Origin of the sequence: Gardnerella piotii, assembly GCF_049815665.1 — a bacterium.
Classification (GTDB): domain Bacteria; phylum Actinomycetota; class Actinomycetes; order Actinomycetales; family Bifidobacteriaceae; genus Bifidobacterium; species Bifidobacterium piotii.
The window spans coordinates 1,149,100-1,172,519 of the sequence record NZ_CP187450.1 but is presented as its reverse complement, the minus strand read 5'-3'; the positions used below and the strand labels follow the sequence as shown (position 1 = coordinate 1,172,519).

The following is a 23,420-nucleotide window of genomic DNA, read 5'->3' as shown; positions in this document are numbered from 1 at the left end:
CAAATCGCAACATTTTCCGCAATATGCGATGTGCCTTATTTGCCAATGTAAAAACTAAAAATATTAATTGATTGGATTATTATGACTGAGATTGCAAAATCTAGTGCGGTAGACCCATACGAGGATCCAAAAACCCGCGACAAAGTGGCGATTTACTCGCTAATTTTACTTCTTATAACCTTTATTCTTGGAACATTGTGTTTGCAAGGATTTAATCTGGTATTTGATCAGATTGGTAAAGCTGTTGGCGCGCCTGATCAAGCTTCTCTTATTACGAGTTTGCCAATTATTGTTTTAGGCATTGTGTGCTTTATTTACGGTTCTTTGGGTGACTTTGTGTCGCTTCGTAGACTCATAACAATCGGACTTGTAACACTGTTTGTTGGATCGTTGTTTGGTTTTATTGCAAACTTCTTCTTCACTCCAAACTTGTGGACTGTTATTATTGCGCGTATTTTACAAACAGCTGGCGAGCAGGTAGCAGGTTCTTCCTTCCTTGTTATTGCAACTAAGTATTTGCGCAACGATCTTAAGGTAATTTTCTTTGGACTCTTTACTGCTGCTTATCAGCTTTCTGCTTCTATTGGCGTTTTTGCTGCTGGTGCTCTTAGCTCTATTGCTTGGCAGTATTTGTTCTTGATTCCTGCAATTACTATTCTGTTCTTGCCAGTTCTTGTTAAGTTCTTGCCTACAAAGAACGGTATTGGTGGAAAGATAGATAAGCTTGGCTTTACAGTGTTTGGTATTGCTGTTGCATTGCTGACTTTGTTCTTCTCGTACAAGGCATGGGGATTGTTGCTTGGATCCATCGTGCTGTTTGTTGTGTTTGCTGGATACATTATGAAGGCAAAGAACCCGTTTGTAACTCCTGCATTCTTTAAGAATAAGCGTTGGCTTTCGGGCATTATTTTGATCTTCATCTTCTACTTTACTAACTATTGCATGCCTCCAATTTACAATGTGATTGGTGGAGCTTTGTATCATATGAGCACTGAGGCAGTTTCTTCCTACCTTGTATGGGCATTCGTTGTAGCAGCAGTGTTTGGAACATGCTCTGGAACAATTATCGGTTTCATTGGACGTAAAGCTGGCATTATTATAGCTGCTGTTCTTATGATTCTTGGATGGGTTGGAGCTGCTGTATTCATCAATTGCGGATTCCTTGTTCTAACTTTGTGCGCATGCGTCTACTACGCTGGTTGCGGACTTATGTATTCGCCAATCGTTTCAACGGTTCTTAGCGCATTGCCTGTTGAAGAATCGGGTCGTGGATGCGGTATGAACGATTTAGTTATGAATGTTACAGCATCAATCGGTATTTCCATTTTCAGCGGATTCTTTGGCGGAAACTTGCTAAAAGGATTCTCTTTTGCTGGAATCCAAGGCTTAGGTGCAGGCTATTCTAACTTGCTTATGATGGGCGCTATTGTAGCCTTTATTGGCTTAGTAGTTTACATTGCTCGTAGCCTTATGGTTAAAGAGTAATTATTATTTACTCAATATGTTAGTGGTCACTATCTTGCAGTCATCTTTGGCTGCGTGGATAGTGACCACTTTTTTGTAGTCTTATGCCGCGCATTTTTAAACTAACATAGTTTTTACACTAACATAGTTTTTTCATACGCTGAATACTAATTGGGTATGCCGTTCCAAGCTCTTGCGCCCAAAGAGAAACGTAGAATTCTTCGCACATCCACTTTAGTTTTTGAGCTTTTTCTTGAGCTTCATCTCTATTAGGTCCTGCAGGCAAGCTTTCTGCTCTCTTTTGAGCTTCTAACACAAGCTTATGAGCTTCATCTGCCTGCCAAGCCCATTGAACATCTCGATTTTTGTCTAACTTAGCTTTGTTAAGTCGAATCAAATCCGCATGTAAGTAGCGCTCTATTGAACTAAGTGCGCCAGAATCTGCTTTTGCAATAAATCCAGGAAAAACAAGCGAAGATGCATGTTCTTTAATCGATTGAAGAACACTAAGCATTGGCAAGTCGGCTTTGCCGCTAACAGCAGACTCGACTTTAGCAAATCGCTCCAAAATGGCAATAACACTGTGTGCAACGCTATAAACCGTGTCTTCGTAAACTTCGGCAATATTGCCAACGGCTTCTTTAAGCTCAACATCGTTAGTAATTTTTTGTGTATTTGGTATAAGGCGCTTAATAGCAGCCATTTGCAAATCTTGAGCCAAATCTTTAGAAGACTTATAAGGTGCAGAAGCAAGTAGCAAAGCCTCGCTGCCGAGCCATCTAGATGTAATGCGCTTATCGTCTAAAATAAGCATGTTAAGCGCGCCTTGCCAAACCATTTGAGATCTAGAAAGATTAGTTGCTCCAGACTTGTGTAACAAATCTGCTCTCTCAACAACATTTCCAGCTTTTGCAGCTTTAATCGCTTTGCTATTAACAACATTTAATGCACACTCTTGAGCTGATTTTGCAAATCGATGCTGAAGACTTATTAGCGACTTATCTGTTCCTAAAACAGTAGGCTTAATGCGCTTGTTGCCTTGATTATGCGAATTGTTTTGATTAGGTTTGTTTTTATTAGTTTTCTTTTGCTCAACGCTAAAAGTTACGCGCAAATAAGGAGATAGTCGTTGTAGCTGATCTTCGCTTAAAACTTCTGGGTGGATTTGTGCTCCAACAACACTAATCGCAGCTTTAGTAAAGACTTCGCTAAAGTTTTGCCAAATAAAATCTTCTTGCGGATTCTCATTTATTCCTGGAAGATAATCGTAGTTTTCGTCAATCCACTCGCGGATCTTACGCGCAGTGTCTGGAGCTGGCACGAATTGAACGCGCAAAGTCTTAGGAAGAGACTTGATCATGCCAATAATAAGCTCGTCTAATAAGCCTGGCACATTCCAAGTAAACTCTTGAGTCTTAAGTCGCAAAAGCGCATGAAGTGGAACGTGTACGGTTACGCCATCTAAAGGATTATGCGGATCGTAAATGTAGCTTAAGCGCAAATTAATTCTCTGGCCGTCTGTCCCAATCGTGTGCCAAGTATCGGGGTAGTCTGCTAAATCAGTGTCATTTGCGTATTGCAAGCGCTCAACACAATCTGGGTTAAAATCAAGAAAATGCGGGTCTTGAAGCCTATAATTTTTCCACCATTTAGCCAAATCTGCAATGGTCGTAGCTTCTTGAGGAAGTTTATTATCGTAAAAAGTAAACAAATCCTCGTCGTTTACAGTTTCGCTTGCTTGCCTAGTGCGATTTGTTTGATTATCGGCATCGTTCAAAACGTTAATATTTGAGGAGATAAAATCGTTGAATGGAAAACGCTGTTGAACGTTTCCTTCGACTAAGCCTTGACGAATCATCAATATTCTAGATTCATAAGGATTGATTTTAGACCATTGAACAGTGCGATTTTGCACAATAGGCAAGCCGTATAAAAGCACTTTCGATTGAGCAATTGCAGCACCTTTGCTTGCGCTCCAATGAGCATCTAAATATGTTACGCGAGTAAGGTTCTTAGCTAAAGACTCCGCCCAAGCAGGGTCTATTTGCGCGCAATACCTTGCCCAAAGTCTAGAAGTTTCAACTAATTCCGTACATATAATCCAAGAAGGAGTTGTTTTAGAAACAGATGAAGATGGGAAGATTGCAAACCTTGTGCTTCTAGCGCCTTGATAATCGTTTTTTGCCATTTTTTGAGCGCGCTTAATGGCACGAATTTTGGCTGTTCCGCGAAGTCCTGCAAAATCCGAAGCCTTAGGCTCGCGAATAACTTGCATGCCAATCATAGAAAGCAAGCCAGAAAGCATAGAAGCGTGGATTCCTTGATAATCCCAAGTGCAACAAAGACTGTGAGCTGCTTGTTGATTATTTGGCAATTGGCGTATTTGCAGGCTTGCGCGTTTAATCGGCAGCGCTTCGCCAACATTATAATGAAGCTCCTTGCATAAATCTTTAAGCTGATTAACTAAATCTTTCCACTGTTTTAGGCGTAAAAAGTGGAAAAATTCCTCTTTGCAAAGTCGCCTTAGCGCGTTGTTGCTGATTTCGCCATCCGCCTGGAATATGCGATCCCAAATATTCAATGCTGTTAAAAAGTCGCTTAACTCGTCTGCGTAACGATTGTGTAATCTATCGGCTTCCTCGCGCTTTTCCTCTGGGCGCTCGCGCGGATCTTGCAAACTCAAAAACGCAACAATAACAAGAATCGCAGCTAAAGTATTAGGCGTAGTGTTTCGCGCAGCCTCAATAATCATGCGGCCTAAACGAATGTCAATTGGAATATGACTAAGCTCGCGGCCGATGCGAGTCAAACTTATAACACCAGATTTTCTACTTATTGCACCAAGCTCACTAAGCTCGTTAAAACCGTCGCTTACAGCCTTAATATCTGGAGGATCAATGAATCCAAAATTCGTTATATCTTCGCCAGTTTTAGCAACACCAACAGAGAGCATGTGTAAAACAACAGCACCAAGTGAAGTGCGCAAAATCTCGGGGTCTGTAAAGCGCGGGCGAGTCTCGTAATCTTCCCTAGAATACAAGCGAATAGCAATGCCGTCTGCGATTCGCCCACAACGACCAGAGCGCTGATCTGCACTCGCTTGAGAAATAGGTTCTATAGGAAGACGCTGAACTTTGGCAGACTTAGAATATCGCGAAATTCTAGCAAAACCAGGGTCTACAACGTAGCGAATTGAAGGCACTGTAAGAGAAGTTTCTGCAACATTAGTGGCGATTACAATGCGCTGATGCGTGTGATGCTCGAAAACGCGATGCTGGTCTTTAGAAGAAAGACGTGCAAAAAGTGGAACAATCTCAATGGCGTCACTGCGATTCATGTCGCTTGTGCGCGCACCGAAATAAGAACGCAACGATGCTTCAAACTCGCGAATATCGCGCTCGCCAGAAGCAAAAACCATAATATCTCGCGCGCCTTGAGTGTGTGTTGAATGAATCACAAGTTGAGCGCATGCGCGAGTTACAGCAGAAGAAATGTCTTCATCGCAAATATCTTCTCGATTGCTTTCGTTAGATTGGCTTTGCTCAACGCTTTCATCGTCCATAGCAATATCTGCAAAACCTGGAACATGCTTCATAAGCGAAGGTGCGCTTCCAAGCGGCTCGTAAAGTACGCGCACGGGGTATGTTCGCCCAGAAACCTCTATAACAGGAACTTTAATGTGTAAAGCTTGCTCAAAATGGTCTTTGAACTTTGCAGAATCGATTGTTGCAGAAGTAATAATAAGCTTTAAGTCTTTGCGCTTTGGCAAAAGAGTTGTTAAATATCCAAGCAAAAAATCAATGTTTAGGCTGCGCTCGTGAGCTTCGTCAATAATAATAGTGTCATAGCGCGTAAGAAGTGGGTCGCGCTGAATTTGAGCAAGCAGAATACCGTCCGTAACTATGCGAAGCTTTGTTTTGGATGAGCTTTCGTCGTTAAAACGCACTTGGTAGCCGATTTCTTCGCCAAGCTTAACACCCATTTCGCTTGCTATTCTCTCTGCAACCGTTCGTGCAGCAAGTCGGCGAGGTTGTGTGTGAACAATTTGCTTTCCGCGACCGCCTCTGCCAAGTTCCAAAGCCATCTTTGGTATTTGAGTGGTTTTTCCAGAACCCGTTTGACCAGATACGATTACAACTTGCGATTCTTTAATAGCTTCAATAATCTGGTTGCGTGCGGAACAAATCGGCAGTTCACTAGGATAGTCAAAATTCATATTAAATCCTATTAAATCCTGCTAAATACTATTTTCTTAAGACTTCTATAATCCTGTATCCCTTAGAGCTTGCGTATTTTTCAACGCTAAAATCTTCACCAAGATTTTTAGAAAGCCAAGGGATTAAGGAGTCGGAGCCAAGATTTTTTTGAACAACCAAATAAGCAGCTCCACCAACTTTTAGGCGAGGAAGCCACGTGAGCAAAATATTGTGTAAAACGTCTTTTCCAACGCGGATTGGAGGATTAGACCAAATAAGATCAATGTTTTTAGATGAATCTTCTTTTAATGCATCTTCTACAAGATAAGTGTGAATGTTATTTAATCCAGCATTCTTGGCGTTAATATTAGTAAGCTCTAGAGCGCGCTCGTTAACGTCTACAGCGTAAATTTGCGCATTAGGGGATTCAAAACCTAAAGCCAAGCTAATAGCGCCCCAGCCGCAACCGATGTCGAAAAATCGCCCATTTTCTGGTGGTTGTGGAGCGTGTTTAAGAAGAACTGCAGTTCCTAAATCAAGTTTAGAAGAGCTAAAAACTCCGTTAGAAACTTGCACGCTAACTTCTTTGCCTCGCAAATCAACTTGCAAAGTTCGTCTTAAGTCTAATGAATTTGGATTAGTGGAAAAATACTGTTCGCCGCTAGTCTTAGATTCTTTAGCATTTTTGTTTGTTTTAGTAGCATTAATGCTGCTCGTCTTTTTAGTTTTATTAAAAGTGTTAATAGTCATTTTAGTGTTGGTTAAAAATTATGTCTTCTAGATTCACAATAATAAAACAAACGTTGTAAATCGCGTATTAATAAAGGATTTAACGTAAGTAGTTAAAGAAAAATAGCAAAGGGCATAGTTTTGGTAGATACTTTAGCAAATAGTGATTTGGCAAGTGGTGATAATAATATGCCCGAGCATAAAAATGAGCATAAAGACTTTCTTTCAGGCCATAGTGAAGTTCTGCTAGACGATGCAAACGCTGGATCAAGCATAGAAAGTAACGACGAAGCTTGGCAAGAGCGTGAATCAAGAAACGCGTTAAAACGAGTTGCTGGTCTTGGAGAATTACAAGACGTAACCGAAGTAGAGTACAGAAAACTAAGGCTGGAACGCGTTGTTTTAGTAGGCGTGTGGTCTAGCGCTCGCGGAACTCTAAGCCAAGCAGAAGAGTCTCTTAGAGAGTTGGCGGCTCTTGCTAAAACCGCTGGAGCAGTAGTGTGTGACGGCATGTTGCAGCAAAGATATAGGCCAGATGCAGCAACGTATGTTGGTTCTGGAAAAGCGCGTGAACTTGCAGCGGTTGTAGCTCAAAATGATGCGGATACGATTGTTGTAGACGACGATCTTCCACCAAGCCAGAGAAGAGCTTTGGAAGACGCTACTAAAGTCAAGGTTGTAGATAGAACGGCTGTTATTTTAGATATTTTCGCTCAACATGCAACAAGCAGGGAAGGAAAGGCACAAGTCGAGCTTGCTCAGCTTCAATACATGCTTCCGCGACTTAGAGGTTGGGGTGCTGCTCTTTCTAGGCAGGCTGGCGGCCGCGCTGCTGGAGACGCTGGAATAGGCTCTAGAGGCCCTGGAGAAACAAAAATCGAAATGGATAGGCGTGCAATTAGGAATCGAATTTCAAAATTGCGTCACGACATTGCGCTAATGGCACCAACTCGCGAGACAAAGCGTGGATCTAGGCGTCGTCAAGATATTCCAACTGTTGCAGTAGTGGGGTATACAAACGCTGGAAAATCTTCGATTATAAATAGACTTACTGGCTCTAAGGAGCTTGTAGAAAATGCGCTTTTTGCCACTTTGGATACTGCTGTTCGAAAGTCTTTAACTAAAGATGGTCGCGCGTACACGCTTGTAGACACGGTTGGTTTTGTGCGAAGGCTGCCAACTCAGCTAGTAGAAGCGTTTAAGTCCACTTTGGAAGAAGTTGGCCAAGCAGACGTTATTTTGCACGTTGTTGACGGTTCTCACCCAGATCCTGTTTCTCAAATTGAGGCAGTTAACGAGGTTTTAGCTCAAATTGACGGAGTGGAAGATATTGCGCAAATTATTGCGTTTAATAAGTCGGATGTTATGCAAGAGCCAATGCGTTTGCGCTTGCAATCGTTGTACCCCGATTCTTTAATTGTGTCTGCGCAAAGTGGCGAAAATATTGAGCATCTAAAAGCGCGCGTAGAAAATTTGTTACCTTCGCCACATGTTCACGTTAAAGTTAAGCTTCCTTATAGTGATTATTCTGGATCTTTGCTATCTAAAGTTAGAGAAAATGGCATTGTAAAATCGGCGGAATATAAGGATTCTGGCATAGAATTAGATGCTTTTGTTGGAGATTCTTTGGCTGCAAAACTTATGCAAATTGCGCTTTAAACAAAATTCCTTAGGTGTGATTAAAGTAAAAACTGTTCATGCATATATCTCTATTGTTAGAGCAGCCCTTATATTTTGAGTTATTTATTAGCTAGAGGGTTGACTCTGTTTTGTGGAAAAGGGGTTTTCTAATGGTGAATTCTCAGGTTAAGCCAACAAAGCTTGCGATTATTGGTGCTGGCGCAGTAGGTTCTACGCTTGCGTTTGCTGCTGCTCAGCGCGGTGTTGCTCGTGAAATTGTGCTTGAGGATATCGCTAAGGAACGTGTTGAAGCAGAAGTGCTCGATATGCAGCACGGTTCTAGCTTCTACCCAGCTGTTTCTATTGCTGGCTCCGACGATGTTGAAATTTGCCGCGATGCCGATATGGTTGTTATTACTGCTGGCGCTCGTCAAAAGACTGGTCAGACTCGTTTGGAGCTTGCAGGTGCAACTATCAATATTATGAAGTCGATTATTCCTAATGTTGTTAAGGTTGCTCCAAACGCAATTTACATGCTTATTACAAATCCTGTTGACGTTGTTACGCATGTTTCTATGAAGCTTTCTGGTCTTCCTGCTAATCAAATGTTTGGATCGGGTACAAACCTTGATTCTGCACGTTTGCGCTTCCTTATTGCTCAGCACACTGGTGTGAATGTTAAGAACGTTCACGCTTATATTGCTGGCGAACATGGCGATTCCGAAGTTCCTCTTTGGGCTTCTGCAACTATTGGTGGCGTTCCAATGTGCGAGTGGAATGCTCTTCCAGGTCATGAGCCATTGGATGAAGCTAAGCGCGAAGAGATTCATCAAGAAGTTAAGAACGCAGCATACAAGATTATTAACGGTAAAGGCGCTACAAACTACGCTATTGCAATGTCTGGCGTAGATATTGTTGAGGCTGTTCTTCGAGACACCAACCGCATTTTGCCAGTTTCTTCTTTGCTTGAAGACTTCCATGGAATCTCAGACGTTTGCATGTCGGTTCCAACTTTGTTGAACCGCAACGGCGTAAATTCTCGCTTGAATACTCCAGTTTCGGATCGCGAGCTTGCTGCTTTGAAGCGTTCTGCAGAGACTCTTCGTCAAGCTGCGGCACAATTTGGATTCTAATTAGTTTTTGCTTTATGATTTAAGCTTTTATGCTTTTATGCTTGGCTGTTCGTAAAGCGCTAATTACTAAGATTTAAGTCTTGAAAGTCGCTCCTTCAATCTTTGTTTGGGGGAGCGGCTTTTAAGTTATAAATTTGATTAAAAGGTGATTTGAATGTTTAATCATAAAAATCTTGATACAGACTTTGCGCTAATGCGTGATTTTGAAGATTTAAGGCTCCAATTTCCGATTTTAAGTCGCAAAGTACATTCAAAACCCTTGATTTACTTGGATTCTGCAGCAACTTCTCAAAAGCCGCAAGTTGTAATTAATGCCGAAAGCGAGTTTTACAAAACGATTAATGCTGGTGTTCATAGAGGCGCGCACGAGTTGGCAGCGCTTAGCACTGTTGCGTTTGAACAAGCGCGCGCAAAGGTTGCAAAACTCGTTGGTGCTTGTAGCAAAGAAGGCAGCGAAGAGATTGTTGTTACGCCTGGCGCTACAGGAGCGCTGAATCTTCTTGCTACTTCTATTGGAAACGCAACTATTAACTCTAGGTTAAATCGCCCTGGTTTTGCGGAAGATAACTTAACTTTGCGCCAGCATTTTGTGATTAATGAGGGGGATAATATTGTTGTTTCTCGCGCAGACCATCATTCCGTTTTATTGCCATTCCAAGAGCTTGCGATTCGCTCTGGCGCGGAGCTTCGATGGATCGATGTAAGTGAAGATGGTCGCGTGCGCGCAGACGCGGATTATTTGAGCACTGTTATTGATGAGCGCACGAAAATCGTTGCAGTTACGCATATTAGCAATGTTACGGGCGCAATCACGGATGTTTCGCCGATTTGCAAGCGCGCGCACCAGGTTGGGGCGATTTTTGTTCTTGACGCTTGCCAGTCCGTTCCGCATATTCCAGTTGATTTTCACGCGCTAGATGTTGATTTTGCAGCGTTTAGTGCTCATAAAATGTACGGACCTACGGGAGTTGGGTTCTTGTATGGTCGACGTAATCTTTTGAACGCTCTTCCACCAGCCAATTTTGGGGGATCTATGGTGGAGCTTGCGTGGCTTAACAAGCCAGCGCAATATATGCAAGCGCCTTACCGTTTTGAGGCGGGAACTCAGCCAGTTGCGCAAATGGTTGCTGCAGGAGTTGCAGCGGATTGGCTTTGCTCGTTGGGCATGAATCGAGTTGCAAAGCATGAGCAGGAACTTGCTGAGGAATTGCTTAAATTGCAAGATGTTCCAGGAGTTCGCGTGCTTGGCCCGCTTGATTTAAGCAAGCGCATTGCAACGGTTTCTTTTGAAGTTGAAGGAGTGCATCCGCATGACGTTGGCCAGTTTTTGGATGCGCAAGGAATTGCGATTCGCGTTGGGCATCATTGCGCTCAGCCGATTCATCGCCATTTTGGCGTGTATGCTTCGAATCGCGCGTCTGTTGGAGTTTATAACACAATCGAAGAAACTCGCGAATTAATCGAAGCTGTTTCCAAAGTTCGCGCATATTTTGGCGCATAGTCGTAATATTTTAATGCAAGGAGAGCGTATGTTTGATATGAGTTTTGATGATGACGGTAACGGTGCAAGTAGCGGATTAGAAAGCATGTATCAAGAAGTGATTTTAGATGCTGCTAGAAATCCGCACGGAAAGGCGCATTTTTTAAGCACGGAGAGCCTTTCTAAAGCAGAGTCGCCAGCAACCGATGAGCTAAAAAACGATTCTAATATAAAAATTACAAATCATCACGAAAATTGTGCTATAGAAGCTAGTAAAGACTATGCATTTGGGGAATCTCATCAATTTAATCCAACTTGCGGAGATGAGGTTACTATGCATGTGGAACTCGCTAAAAATGTTGATAATTCAAGCAATGCGCTTATAAAAAGTATTAAGTGGGATGGCCACGGTTGCTCAATTTCGCAAGCGAGTCTTTCGATTATGGTTGATTTGGTTGAGGGAAAAACTGTTGCGGATGCCTTGCGATTAGCCGCTCTTTTCCACAAGCTTATGGAATCTAGGGGAGTGGGATTAAAAAACGAGCAAGACGAAGATGAGTTGGAAGATGCAATGGTTTTTCAAGGCGTTTCTAAATATCCAATGCGAATCAAGTGTGCATTGCTTGCATGGGAAGGCTTAAAAGACGGTATTGCAAAGGCTATTGAGGCTTTATAAAATCGTATATGGCTTTATAAAATCGTAGTGTAACGCTAAAAATAAGGAACAAGATGGCAGAAAATCAAGCAGAATCAACTCTTAGCGCAAACAATATTGGGCGCGTAAGCGAGGAAGATATTCAAGAGGCTTTGCACAATGTTGTGGACCCAGAGCTTGGTATTGATGTTGTTGATTTGGGCTTAGTTTACGGGATTGAGATTGATGAGCTTGGTCGCGCGATTCTTACGATGACGCTTACAACGCCTGCTTGCCCGCTTACGGATTTGATTGAAGACGAGTGCGCGAGTGCGCTGGTTGGACTTGTAGACGAATTTAGGATTGATTGGACTTGGAAGCCGCGTTGGAGCGTTGAAAATATTACGGAAGATGGGCGCGCGCAGCTTGAGGCGCTTGGTTATAATTTGAACAATTTGCCTGCTAACTTTGGGGCTGGGGTTGGTGTTTCTGGCGTTGGTGTTGGAGCTCCTGGTGCTCCTGGCGCTGGTGATGGAATGTCGTCCTATATTGGCGGAATTTCGCCAACCGAATAATTTAGGATTTTTAATGATTTGCACAGAAGATTTTTCGCCTAATTGCAATGATTTTAAGAATAGTGACGATTGCAAGAATAGCGATAATTTTATTAAGAATAGCGACGATTATTGCGATTTGTGCGCGCAAAAAATTGTTGAAAACAGCATAACAGATGTTGTTTTTGACTTGCATCTTCTTGTTGATTGGGATGCGCGCCGCACATTGGAGTCAGATTACCCAGATTATATTGGCGAAGTTCTGTTTAGTTACGAGCCAGAATGGGGTTTTGAGTTTCACGAAGCTTTGCGAGAGGCTGCATGGAGCAGCCAGCGCGCACTGGAATCGTTTAGTGAGCATCACGGTCCTGCTGTAACTTGGCTTTATCGCCTGTATTTTAAGAATTTTTCACGCGGATTTTTAGGGGAGCGAGCGCGTTTTGCGTCTTTTGCTCGCGATTTGATTGCAAAAGGTGTGCGCGTTTGGGCGTTGGGAAACGCTTCGCAAGAGTGGATTGATTGCGCGCGCGCAACTTGCCCAATACTTGGCGAGATAAATGGCGTTAGTGCATCTTGCGAATCTCATTTGCGCAAGCCGAATATTATGATTTATAGAGATTTTTTGAGCAAAAATGGTTTGAACGCATCTTCTACTGTTTTTGTTGAATCGGATTTGCGTAGCTTAAAAACTGCGCAAAGAATCGACTGTGCATTTGCAAAACTATTCACGCTATAGTTGCCTCAACATTTGTCGGCTGATTCAAGTGAATCGTAGCCATACATGTGCACAGTATTTTCAATAATCATCTGAGTGAGATTTAGATTTTTTGCAAGCAAATCTTCTATAAAAGATTTATATTTAGCAAAAGTATCATCAGAATACGTGCTTAATTCTCCTCGCAAATACGTTTCAAAAGATGTATTTTCTTCTGTATCTTCGCTTGTTTTTAGAACGCGCATTGCAAGACCTAAATGAGGGTAGTGATTGCGAAAATCATCGGCCCACTTAACTTGCGTTAAAATAATCTTCTCTTGCTCGCTTTTTCTAGGCTCTAAAATCGGCTTAATATAAGGCTTAATTGTGCGCTCAAAAATTTCTGGCGCAGTAGACTCCATCATTCTTGCATATTTTTCTGTTATCAAATTTCTGCCATTGCTATTTGCGCGCTCAAAATCTTTTTTATAAGACTCTTGCAAATCCAGAGGCCAAGTTAAAAATTGGCTCATTCTCATAATGTGGAATGTTGGCCAGTTTCCTTGACAATTCGCGCGTCCGCCTTCGTTTTGCGTAAGCTGGAATTGCTGCCATTCTAGTTTTGTAATTTCTTCTGCAAGCTTTTGCGTTTTTGGATTTTGCGTTTTTAGATTTGATAATGAATTGCACATCATAAGCTCCTTAAGCACGCAGCGCGCGAATTAATATGCGCTTCAACATACGGGCGTTGCCATTCTAAAAATGTTTCATTGCAATTGCTTAAACCTTGATATTTAAGCTCTTGCACTACTTCGTTGCACACGTTTTGAATAATCTCGTTTATTTTAGATTCAGCTTCGCTGCTGCCTTTTGTGCCTTCGCCAAATCCGATTCCGCCAAAGCACGCCGCGCTACTTAGTCGCATAAGCGATTCAAGTTGATTTGCTACGCCAGAAAGCCTAGACGCCATTCGCGCGCTTAGCTTGCGAAGTGCTGCAAATTGCCACTTATAATATGGCAAATATCCTGCACTTATTGGGTTATTTAGCAAGAATACGATTGAAGCGGTTGCGCGCACAAATTCGTTTATAGAAAGCCACGCTGCAGCTCCGTCTGTTCGCGCTAGCATTCGTGGAACATTGTATTGACCTGCTTGAGCCATCATGCCAAGCCTTCTAGAGATTAGCGAGATTCTCACATCGTCTGGCATAAGCTTAAAACTTTGACGCGTTTTGCTAAATTCTCCAAGTGGGTCTGCAAAAATTTGGCCGTTCGTAGCTGCAGCAAGTGTTGGCTCGCTTAGCGAAAGCCATAAATGCGGCTCGTCTTGGCTTGGAGCAGTAGCAAATCCCGTTATGTTTTCAAAAAATTCGCTTATGCTAAATACTCCGACTCGCTTGCTGCTTTCGCATGATTTAGCGCGTGGAGTTTCTTCGCGAGAGCCAAAACCAGCGTATTCTTGCGGCAAATCGTTGTAAGCGGCTTGCAAATCATCGCCAATTTTCGCATAGTCTTCATCTGTAAGCCATAAGCAGAATCCTGGGCCAAAATCGTGGTCGCGCGAAATCTCGTCGTCAAATCCGTAGCATTCCGATCCGTGGCCAACTAATCCTGCGGCTATGCGGTTTTTGTAGTCTCTAAATTTTGGTAATTCCAGTAGTTGCTTTCCGTAAGTTTGCCAATATTCTTTTGCAAGTTGCATGCCGTTTTTTATTTTTGGATTATCTTCTGCTTTTTTAGTTTTATTTGACTCTGGCTGCAGATCATCGGTTGCTTGCGATTTTTCCGCAGCGCACTGAATCGCATCCGCCATGCCGCTCGCCGTAAATTTTTCTGCTGCCTTCTGCGCTTGCTGCAAATTTTCCAACGTAATCGCGTACGACTCGCTATCTTTTCCGTAGCATTGTGCAATCAAATCAAGCGCTTTACTGTATGTGTCTACAGCGTCGGAATATTCTTTTCGTGCGTATTGAACTTGCGCAAAACCTGCCAAAGCTGATGCATAATGCGGCTGATTTTGGTTGTTTCCTGCAATGTACATGCGAATACTAGTTGAAGCGTGTTCAAAAGCAGAGTTAAGAGTAGTAGATTTGCTGTTCACGCTTTCGCTAGGCTTCGAACATTCTTGCAAAATCGCAAGCGCAAGATTCGTGTGAGTTGCTGCTATATCTATGTCTGTTGAAGGATCGATACTCGATTTTTGCAATATTTCAAGCGCAATATTAAGTTCATTAATTGCTTCGCTCGTGTTGCCTGTTTCGCTGTAAAGCATTGAAAGATTGTTGTGAAGGGCAGCGAGTTTTCTATCGTTTGGTTTTAGTGTTTTCGATGATTCTTTAATAGCTTGAGAATATATTTCTGTTGCGCGCTCATAGCTGCCCGCGGCTCGTAGGCTAGTAGCAGCGTTAATCAGCGTTGTTGTTCCAGCTTCGCTGCCTGCTAAATCCATCTTTTTTGCCAAATCTAGCGCATTATCAATGATTGGCTTGTTTTTTGCGTGTTCTCCTCTAGACCTATAAAATCCCATCAACTCGTTTAACACGGATAGTTGCAATGCTTGAGCGTTTGCTTCTTGGTTTGATGCTTCTTGGTTTGCTTTTGCTTGCGATTGGTTTAGAGCGTTTAGCAAGTATTTTTCGATTTCTTGCGCGCTTGCGTGATTAGCAAACATACTGTCTAGTTCTTTATACAATTGCGAAACGCTTAACATTTAAGCCACCTTGCTTCTTGTGATTAAATTCCGTTTTGCTCACTACTTAATCATACAAAATTATGCGTTTATACAGAATTATAAGTTTATAAGAGTGTTGCAATATACGTTATTCTTGTTTTTTATGATTTGTAATAATTTTATATTAAATTTTTTTGTTTAAGATTAGTTTTTGTATAAAGAAGAATCATCTTTTAGGGAATTTTACATTTTTTCTTCCATTTTTTTTTTAAAGTGCTAGCGTTGATTTATTTAGATTAGTGTTTTTATTTACATAGGACTAGAAGATGAAGAATCAACGTAGACTATATAAAAGCATTGCGATTTGTGCGTCTGTTATTGCTGCTCTGGCAATGCTAGTTCCGACCGTTACTAGTGCTGTTGGCTTGTCTGGTAGTCAGAGATCTACGCAGAAATTAGACCAGCAATCTCCTTCGGATTCTACTCATACTTTATCTAGCAGTTCTTTTTCTGCTTCCCAATCTAGGTCATCAGATGCGGATTCGCAGCCTTTAAACTGGACTACAGATTCTGATCGCAATCTTAAATATGGATTAGGCGGAGAAAGTAATTCAGTTTTGCATTTACAAGCAAATAATTCTAATGATTCTGTTAATGCAAGTAATCTTAAAGATTTGCTTAATAATAATGATAGATACAAAAGTGTTAAAAAGGTTGTTATAGACGGAAATGATTTTAAAATAAATAATGCAGAGAGTATGTTTTTTGATTTTTCTAGTCTTGAGTCTGTAAAAGGCTTAAACAAGATACAGTTCGTCAAAAAAGATAAAAAAGCTGTAAACATTTCTAAAATGTTTTATAGTTGCGGTAATTTGCTAAGCTTAACTGGCATTGAAAACTGGAATATGGAAAATGTTGAAGACGCTAGTTTGATGTTTGCTTATTGCAAAAAATTAGAATCAATTGATTTATCCAAGTGGCAGAAAGTTAATATAAGTAATGCTAGTGGCATGTTTCAAATGTGTTCTAATTTAGAAAGTGTTAAGTTATTTGCTTCCCAAAGTGGAAAGTTAACAAAAATAAATGATATGTTCAACATGGGCTGGAGGGGTCAATCTAAGATTTCAAGTGTAGAAGGTTTAGAAAAATTGAATACCAAAAATGTGACAACTATGGAGGAAATGTTTTACTTTACTTCAAAACTAAAAGAGATTAATGGCATAAAAGATTGGGATACCTTAAAAGCTGAAGATATGGAAGGAATGTTCCAGGGTAGCGGAGTTGAAGTTTTAGATTTAAGTAAGTGGAAGTTTCAGAATAAAAGTATTCCTGAACAGGGAACTGATGACACAGTGCATCATTCTATAGGTGCTATGTTTAATTCGGTAGGGCTTCGAGATTTATCCCTTCCTGCAAATAAAAAAGAGCAACCAAAAGTATATGATTATACTGATCCAAACACGGCCGGTAATGCTACGTATGATGTTTTAGATAGCAGAGGCAATCTTTCAAAAGCTTTTATATCTGGTCTTGTTCCTGGTATTTGGAGAATATTTGGTGGTAAATCAGGTAAAACTCCTGGTGAAAATCTTATTCAAAATGATGGAAAACAAAATGTTCTTCGCATAGTTCGAGATTATATTAAAGTTACCTTCAATACTACGTATAATAATGATTATCTTGTTTGTTCTGTTGACGCATTGCAAGGTCTTGTGCAGTTTAAAGTAGGTTCAAATACAAGATATAGACTTAAGTCTTATGAATTGCATAGTGGTGATTATGAAGCTAAATTCTTGAATTGTCATCATGAATATAGTAATGATAATTTTGATAAAACAGATACAGATGAACAAAGCGATACAAAAGATTTAAGTATAAAGAAGGAAGAATTAGCAAAGTATGCAGAAAGCATAGGCTTAAGTTATACCGCTAAGATAATTCGTAATTCTAAGAGTAGTTCTATTTCGGCATTAAAGAATCTTCTCAAAGAAGCAGAGTCTTCTAGGTCTGCTCCTATGACTTTTAATCAAGTAAAAGCTGTTCTTGGAATTGATAAGAAGGATACTGTTGTTTGGGATATTAATAAGGTTGCTCCTTATGATTTTATTGCGCAAGATTCTGAAACAGGTGTTTATAGTCCATCAAATAAGAGTAGTAGTAATTCTTTATTCGTTAGATCAAAATTTGAACAGTTTATTCCAGACGATAAAGTTGTAAAAAATACGCGTTTATACGCATGGGTTGATGCAACGTTTACTGCAACGATTAAGAACGCTAAGAAGCCAGATAAGCCTAGACCATGCATTCCGCAGATTATAAACCCTGCTCCAAACCCTGCTCCAGCGCCTCTTCCAGAGCCAAAACAAGAGTTGAAGCCTGATCCTACTCCAGATCTTGGCGGATTTAGTGGTTTTGGCGGAAAGCCTGCAATACCAAATAATACGCCAGGGCAAAGTAAGTGCATATGCCATAATGCTCAAGAAAATAAGCCTAATAAGAGCGATGATTTTTCTAGTGACGGCGCGCGTAGAGGGTATTTAATAACTACTGGAACTGCAGCAATATGTTGGGTTATTTCTTCAATTGCTGCACTGTTTGCTGGATTCTTTGCTGGTCTTGCAATTGCAACTCGTAAATTCGCTGCCAGATAGTTAGCAAGTGGTTAACTAAAACGCTTGCGCTAGTGCAAAAATCAAAAGTCGGGCTGGTGGGATTTGAACCCGCGGCCTCTTCGTCCCGAACGAAGCGCGCTACCAAACTGCGCTACAGCCCGATGTTAAACTCGTACAAAATATTTTCGTACAAAACTTTAACAACGTCCGCAATGTTACAGGCTGGCGCATACAAATATTTTGTTGCGCTTGCTTATCTTGTGTCCTTAGCTGTATTACCTAGTAGCTACAATTAGCGTCTATGAGTGACACGAATACTACAATGCTTGCCGCGCAAAACGCCGCAGCAGAAAATGACGCAACAGATAACGCCAACGAAATCGACACCGTTGAGCATGCGCAGATGCTGCTTGCTCAAGACGAGGCAATCGCCAAGCGTGTAAACGAAGGCGCAAGCCTGGATGAAGCAATTGATCCAAGCAATAAAGAGTTTGGTCCTCTTGCTCACCCAGAGCAGGTGCAAATGCGCGTTGCAAAGCGTGCGATGATGCTTAAGGAAGGTGTACAACCATACCCAGTGCATCTTAACGTTACGGATACTATCGAAAAAGTGCGTGCCGATTTCGATGGCAAGCTTCAAGCTGGCGAAGAAACCGATACCGAGGTTGGCATTGCTGGCCGCGTTCTCTTCTTGCGTAACGCTGGCGGCTTGTGCTTTGTTAAGCTTGCTGCAGGAGATGGCACTACGATTCAGGCAATGGTTTCCAAGAAGGAAATTGGCGAAGAATCAATTAAGAGCTTCAAGCAGATGGTTGATTTGGGAGACCATTTGTATGTTCGCGGTCGCGTGATTTCTTCTAAGACTGGCGAGCTTTCCGTGTTTGCAACAGAGTGGGCAATTGCAGCTAAGGCTTTGCAGCCACTTCCAGCTTTGCATAAGGAATTAAGCGACGATACTCGTACGCGCAAGCCATATATTGGCATGATTGCAGACGAGAAAATTCGCGATATGGTTCGTAGGCGTTCGCATGCTGTGGCTTCTCTTCGCCGAACTTTCGACAGCCACGACTTCTTGGAAGTCGAAACTCCAATGTTGCAAACGGTTCACGGCGGTGCTGCTGCTCGTCCGTTTACAACTCACATGAACGCTTTCGACATTGATCTTTACTTGCGTATTGCTCCAGAACTTTTCCTTAAGCGCTGCTTGGTTGGTGGAATTGACCGCGTGTTTGAAATCAACCGTGATTTTAGAAACGAAGGCGTGGACGCAACTCACGCTCCAGAGTTTACAATGCTCGAAGCCTACCAGGCTTACGGCACTTACGATACGATTGGCGCTCTTACTAAAGAGCTGATCCAAAAGGCTGCGCTAGACGCATTCGGCTCCACTAAGGTGACTTTGCTTAATGGCGAAGAGTACGATTTTGGCGGCGAATGGAAGCAGATTACCATGTACGGCTCGCTTAGCGAGGCTTTGGGCGAGGAGATTACGCCAGAAACTTCCGTTGAGCATTTGGGCGCAATCGCAGATAAGCTTGGCGTTGAGCGCGACGAAGTGGAGAATCACGGCAAGTTGGTTGAGCACTTGTGGGAGCACTTCTACGAGGATAAGCTTTATGAGCCAACATTTGTGCGTGACTTCCCAGTGGAAACCAGCCCTCTTGTTAAGGGTCACCGCACAAAGCCAGGAATGGTTGAAAAGTGGGATTTGTATGTGCGCGGCTTTGAGCTTGCAACCGGCTACTCCGAGCTTAACGATCCTGTTGTGCAGCGCGAGCGCTTTGTTGCTCAAGCTAAGGATGCTTTGGCTGGAGACGTTGAGGCAATGGATATTGACGAGGACTTTATTGAGGCTCTCGGCGTTGGTATGCCTCCTGCTGGCGGCATGGGAATGGGTATTGATCGCTTGCTAATCGCGCTTACGGGCGCAACCATTCGCGAGACGATTACGTTCCCACTCGTAAAGCCACTTCGATAGTTGTGATTATCGCTAGTTGTATTAGTTATAATCAGTTGAATTAATCTTAAAAGTCGTTGAATGCTATTCAAGTGTTCGGCGACTTTTTTGATTAAATTTTTCGTGTTTGTTTACTTTTTGTAAGTAGTCGTACGAAACGAATAGACTAGGTAGTTATGACATATAAATTAGTATTGCTCCGACATGGTCAGAGCGCATGGAATAAGACCAATCAGTTCACTGGTTGGGTTGATGTACCGCTCACTGAGCAGGGTGTTGAGGAAGCTAAGCATGGTGGCGAGCTTCTTAAAGAGAAGAACGTTCTTCCAGACATCGTGTTCACTTCTTTGCTTCGTCGTGCTATCAACACCGCGAATTACGCGCTTGACGCAGCAGACCGCTTGTGGATTCCAGTTCGTCGCAGCTGGCGTTTGAACGAGCGTCACTATGGCGCTTTGCAAGGCAAGAACAAGTCTGAGATTCGTCAGGAATATGGCGATGAGAAGTTTATGATTTGGCGTCGTTCTTACGCAACTCCACCTCCACAGATCGATCCAAACGACGAGTATTCTCAAACGAATGATCCTCGTTACGCAGGCGACCCAGTTCCAGAAACTGAAGCTTTGGCAAACGTTGTGACTCGCGTAACTCCTTACTGGGAGTCCGATATTGTTCCAGAGCTTAAGTCTGGCAAGACTGTAATGATTGCAGCTCACGGCAACAGCTTGCGCGCAATCGTTAAGATGCTCGACAACTTGAGCGAAGAAGAGATTTCCAAGGTTAATATTCCAACGGCTATTCCTCTTCTTTACGAGTTGGACGAGAACTTTAAGCCAATCAAGCCTCGCGGCGAGTATTTGGATCCAGAAGCTGCTGCTGCTGGTGCTGCTGCCGTGGCTGCTCAAGGTCAAAAGTGAGTTTGATTAGCTTAAGTTAGCTTAATTATCTTAAATTAACTTAAATAAAAAGTAGGTTTGCAAAATTAATTGCAAGCCTACTTTTGTTTTACAAGCTACGTTTTAGGTTTCTATTCAAAAATCGTGTTCTACGCCACTTGTGTTTTATGCAACAACTGTGTCTTTATCGGGTTCTGGCTTCTTAGTTGGGTCAAATCCCGAAACAATAAATACAACTTGCCTTGCTGCAGCAACGCTGTGGTCGCCGATTCGTTCCATGAATCTGCTTAGAAGCACCAAGTCAATCAACTGTTTTCTAGTGCCGTTCCAATCTTCGCCTTCTACAAGAGCAAAAATATCTTCGTGCAGCTTATCCATTACGTCGTCGCCGTGAATAATTGCATCTGCTACATTAACGTCTCTATTTGAAAGCATGTCTGTTAATTGACCTGCAAGAACATGCAAAAAGTCAACCATTTTTTCAACAGTTTCTTTTGCTTGACTTGGTATTGCGCAATCAGGCCATGTGCGTCTTGCGATTTGCGCAACGTGACTTGTTAAATCGCCCATGCGCTCAAAAGTTGCAGCAAGCCTCATAGTTGCAACTACTTCTCGCAAATCTGTTGCAACTGGATTTTGACGTGCAAGCAATATTAAGCATTGATCTACAACGTTTGCTTCTAGTGCGTCTAGCTTTGCGTCGTTATCTATAACCGTTTGCGCAGCTTCTAAGTCTGCGTTTACTAGAGCGCTTCCAGCATCGTTCATGGCTCTTGCAACAAACTCTGCCATGCGTTCAATGTTTAATGCAACTGCCTTCATCTCTTCGTTGAAAATCACTCGCATGGTGTGTCCTTTCTTGCGTTCAATCGCGCTAAATTGCATTGGAGCATATTCGCGTTTGTTTGGATTGCCCTAATCAAGTATAGACTACTGTGCGCACGTGCGTTAAATATATTAGTCACTGTATTAGTCGCTTAAATGTGAGCGCGTTAGAGTATTCTTTAAGAGTATGCTTCAAGATTCGCCATATTCGCCTTTAATGGTGTTTGTTGTTTTTGCTTTGATTGCACTTTGTGTTGCAATTGTTGTTGTTATGTTTGCTTTTGACTTTGTTCTATCAACATTTCGTAATGTTTTTGTTCCATTTTTTGATTCTACTTTTAGTCGTATTTTTATGACTTTTAGACGTGGTTTTAAGCGCATCTTTCGCATCATTTTTCATAAGAAAATGCAAAAAGTTTTAGGCGATTCCGACTTTGATTCCGATTCCGACTTTGATATAGACGATAGTTCCGAAGACATTAGCTCCGACGCTTGCGCTGTTTTAGCTATGCTTCCAGGAGCTACGATTGTTGTTGATAAAAATAACGACGTTTTGCGCGCAAGTTCACAAAGTTACACTCTTGGAGTTGTTTTAGACGATTCGATTGTTCAGCCGCGCGTTTTGCAAGCTGTAAATAACGTGCGTTTCTCTGGAGGCTATGAAAGCTTTGATTTAGTGACTTTTACTACAAAACAATATGTAACTATTAGTGAAGATAGTGATTGTTATGTAGATAATGTAGATAATGTAGATAATGCTTCGTATTTGCAATCCTCGGCTGCTTTCGATTCTTCATCAACACAATCTAGCGATTCAGCGCCTAATCCTTCTACAATTTCTAGACCTAACTGGCTTAATATTACAGTTGGAAGTGTTGGAGAAGGCAAAGTTGTTGTTATTATAAACGATTCCAGTGCGGAGCATCTTTTTGAGCAAACGCGTAATGATTTTATAAGCAATGTTTCCAATCAACTTATTAGCTCAACACGCATGATTTCCAGCCTTACTAATGTTTTGCAAACTAAAGATGTTAATGCAAGTCGTATTAAAGATATTGCTGCGTCTGCTCAAAAATCGTCTAAACACTTGGAACATATGTTAGAAGATTTGCTTCTTCTTATGCGAGCGCAAAGTCCTATTGATACTTCAAAAGCTAGTGTTGTAAACGTTTTGAAAGTGTTGGAAGATGTTAAAAATCTTGTTTCTGCTCTTTCGTCTAGTAAAAATGTTCGCGTAATTATTAAAGCAGATTCTTCACTTAATGTTTTAGCGGATTCTAGTCAAATAAGCAGTGCGATTAGAAAACTTGTTGAAAATGCTATTATCTATTCTAACAAAAATAGTGTTGTTGCTCTTTGCGCTTTAAAGTCAGAAGATAATAGATTTGCTGTGATTCGCGTTGTTGATTCTGGAATTGGTATTCCGCTAAAAGATCAGCCGCGTATTTTTGAACGTTTTTATAGGTCGAGTAATCAAAATGATTTTAGTAAAGACGGCGTTGGATTGGGTCTTGCTATTGCTAAGCACGTGGCTCTTACGCATCACGGTAGCATAACATTGTGGAGCAGGCCTGGGCAGGGAACTACTGTTAATTTTGCTATTCCGCTTGCAAAGTAGTGTGCAAAATAGTTCGCTTAATCGTATTAAGCGTTTTATTTTCCTAGTCTTCTATAATCCCAGCGATCAAAGTGTTCCCAGGTTAAAAGCAAGATTCCAATTACAAATCCACTAAGGCAAATTACAGCAAAGAACCACAATAGAAAGTGTAAAATCGCAAGAATAACTGTGATTAATGATGCTATGAGCCAAATAATCGTTCCAGTCATAAATGCTTTGCACAAGTCCACACGCAATGGCTTTGGTGCTTCTTTGCGTGCATCTGGATTAATAATTGGTGCTAGCTTCATATGATTAACCATACATCTTTGCGTGTTCAATATCAATTTTAAGAATT

General features: G+C 41.7%; 18 protein-coding genes and 1 tRNA gene. 12 read left to right on the top strand and 7 right to left on the bottom strand.

The genetic code is table 11. The features are described 5' to 3' along the window. Window positions 1–81: 81 nt before the first annotated feature. Entirely contained in the window at window positions 82–1,485 is a 1,404-nt protein-coding gene (locus tag ACPEIW_RS04825) for an MFS transporter (protein WP_016635694.1), read from the top strand. Window positions 1,486–1,603: 118 nt separating this feature from the next. Here the strand turns inward: ACPEIW_RS04825 and hrpA are convergent, their stop codons facing one another. Next, entirely contained in the window at window positions 1,604–5,680 is a 4,077-nt protein-coding gene (gene hrpA / locus ACPEIW_RS04820; protein ID WP_425663366.1) for an ATP-dependent RNA helicase HrpA, read from the bottom strand. A 28-nt stretch (window positions 5,681–5,708) separates the two neighbouring features. Continuing rightward, a complete protein-coding gene (locus tag ACPEIW_RS04815) occupies window positions 5,709–6,410 on the bottom strand; it encodes a class I SAM-dependent methyltransferase (protein ID WP_016787395.1) in 702 nt (233 codons plus the stop codon). A gap of 168 nt (window positions 6,411–6,578) precedes the next feature. On the opposite strand from ACPEIW_RS04815, the gene hflX reads away from it, so the two are divergent. The 6 genes from hflX (at window position 6,579) to ACPEIW_RS04785 (ending at window position 12,546) form a co-directional block, all read left to right on the top strand. Continuing rightward, entirely contained in the window at window positions 6,579–8,048 is a 1,470-nt protein-coding gene (gene hflX / locus ACPEIW_RS04810) for a GTPase HflX (RefSeq protein WP_425664424.1), read from the top strand. Between the two features lie 131 nt (window positions 8,049–8,179). Next, complete coding sequence (locus ACPEIW_RS04805; RefSeq protein WP_425663363.1) at window positions 8,180–9,142, top strand: L-lactate dehydrogenase; 963 nt, start codon at window positions 8,180–8,182, stop codon at window positions 9,140–9,142. A 154-nt stretch (window positions 9,143–9,296) separates the two neighbouring features. Beyond that, on the top strand, window positions 9,297–10,643 hold the full coding sequence (locus ACPEIW_RS04800) for a SufS family cysteine desulfurase (RefSeq protein WP_116438585.1): 1,347 nt from the start codon (window positions 9,297–9,299) through the stop codon (window positions 10,641–10,643). A 28-nt stretch (window positions 10,644–10,671) separates the two neighbouring features. Continuing rightward, on the top strand, window positions 10,672–11,298 hold the full coding sequence (gene sufU, locus ACPEIW_RS04795; RefSeq protein ID WP_425663361.1) for a Fe-S cluster assembly sulfur transfer protein SufU: 627 nt from the start codon (window positions 10,672–10,674) through the stop codon (window positions 11,296–11,298). Window positions 11,299–11,351: 53 nt separating this feature from the next. Beyond that, complete coding sequence (locus tag ACPEIW_RS04790) at window positions 11,352–11,831, top strand: metal-sulfur cluster assembly factor (protein WP_410294233.1); 480 nt, start codon at window positions 11,352–11,354, stop codon at window positions 11,829–11,831. A 13-nt stretch (window positions 11,832–11,844) separates the two neighbouring features. Continuing rightward, window positions 11,845–12,546 carry an HAD family hydrolase gene (locus ACPEIW_RS04785; protein ID WP_162862693.1) on the top strand — a complete coding sequence of 234 codons (702 nt, stop codon included), beginning with the start codon at window positions 11,845–11,847 and terminating at the stop codon, window positions 12,544–12,546. Between the two features lie 5 nt (window positions 12,547–12,551). Here the strand turns inward: ACPEIW_RS04785 and ACPEIW_RS04780 are convergent, their stop codons facing one another. Together ACPEIW_RS04780 and ACPEIW_RS04775 are read right to left on the bottom strand one after the other, a co-directional pair. Then, on the bottom strand, window positions 12,552–13,196 hold the full coding sequence (locus ACPEIW_RS04780; RefSeq protein ID WP_425663358.1) for a DUF4125 family protein: 645 nt from the start codon (window positions 13,194–13,196) through the stop codon (window positions 12,552–12,554). After that, window positions 13,196–15,214 carry a DUF4037 domain-containing protein gene (locus tag ACPEIW_RS04775; RefSeq protein ID WP_425663356.1) on the bottom strand — a complete coding sequence of 673 codons (2,019 nt, stop codon included), beginning with the start codon at window positions 15,212–15,214 and terminating at the stop codon, window positions 13,196–13,198. The genes ACPEIW_RS04780 and ACPEIW_RS04775 overlap by 1 nt, the downstream gene beginning before the upstream one ends. A 287-nt stretch (window positions 15,215–15,501) precedes the next feature. Between ACPEIW_RS04775 and ACPEIW_RS04770 the strand changes: the two genes are divergently transcribed. After that, window positions 15,502–17,826, top strand: coding sequence for a BspA family leucine-rich repeat surface protein (locus ACPEIW_RS04770; RefSeq protein ID WP_425663354.1), 2,325 nt, complete (start codon window positions 15,502–15,504; stop codon window positions 17,824–17,826). A 48-nt stretch (window positions 17,827–17,874) separates the two neighbouring features. On the opposite strand, the gene ACPEIW_RS04765 is transcribed toward ACPEIW_RS04770, so the two are convergent. Beyond that, window positions 17,875–17,948: transfer RNA gene (locus tag ACPEIW_RS04765), tRNA-Pro, on the bottom strand. 140 nt (window positions 17,949–18,088) lie between these two features. Here ACPEIW_RS04765 and lysS point away from each other — a divergent pair. Both lysS and ACPEIW_RS04755 read left to right on the top strand, forming a co-directional pair. Further along, window positions 18,089–19,765, top strand: coding sequence for a lysine--tRNA ligase (gene lysS / locus ACPEIW_RS04760; protein ID WP_016841747.1), 1,677 nt, complete (start codon window positions 18,089–18,091; stop codon window positions 19,763–19,765). Window positions 19,766–19,920: 155 nt separating this feature from the next. Next, the gene (locus tag ACPEIW_RS04755; RefSeq protein ID WP_004130287.1) at window positions 19,921–20,661 is read left to right on the top strand and encodes a phosphoglyceromutase; all 741 of its coding nucleotides are present in this window, start codon (window positions 19,921–19,923) and stop codon (window positions 20,659–20,661) included. A gap of 144 nt (window positions 20,662–20,805) precedes the next feature. On the opposite strand, the gene phoU is transcribed toward ACPEIW_RS04755, so the two are convergent. After that, on the bottom strand, window positions 20,806–21,486 hold the full coding sequence (gene phoU, locus ACPEIW_RS04750) for a phosphate signaling complex protein PhoU (protein WP_162862691.1): 681 nt from the start codon (window positions 21,484–21,486) through the stop codon (window positions 20,806–20,808). 166 nt (window positions 21,487–21,652) lie between these two features. Here phoU and ACPEIW_RS04745 point away from each other — a divergent pair, with 166 nt between their 5' ends. Continuing rightward, window positions 21,653–23,083 (top strand): sensor histidine kinase, encoded by a 1,431-nt coding sequence (locus ACPEIW_RS04745; RefSeq protein ID WP_425663351.1) that lies wholly within the window; start codon window positions 21,653–21,655, stop codon window positions 23,081–23,083. A 35-nt stretch (window positions 23,084–23,118) separates the two neighbouring features. On the opposite strand, the gene ACPEIW_RS04740 is transcribed toward ACPEIW_RS04745, so the two are convergent. Continuing rightward, entirely contained in the window at window positions 23,119–23,313 is a 195-nt protein-coding gene (locus ACPEIW_RS04740) for a DUF2530 domain-containing protein (RefSeq protein WP_425664422.1), read from the bottom strand. Here ACPEIW_RS04740 and ACPEIW_RS04735 point away from each other — a divergent pair. Beyond that, on the top strand, window positions 23,252–23,377 hold the full coding sequence (locus ACPEIW_RS04735; RefSeq protein WP_425664453.1) for a hypothetical protein: 126 nt from the start codon (window positions 23,252–23,254) through the stop codon (window positions 23,375–23,377). The two genes, ACPEIW_RS04740 and ACPEIW_RS04735, sit on opposite strands and share 62 nt — an antisense overlap. Window positions 23,378–23,420 lie beyond the last annotated feature (43 nt).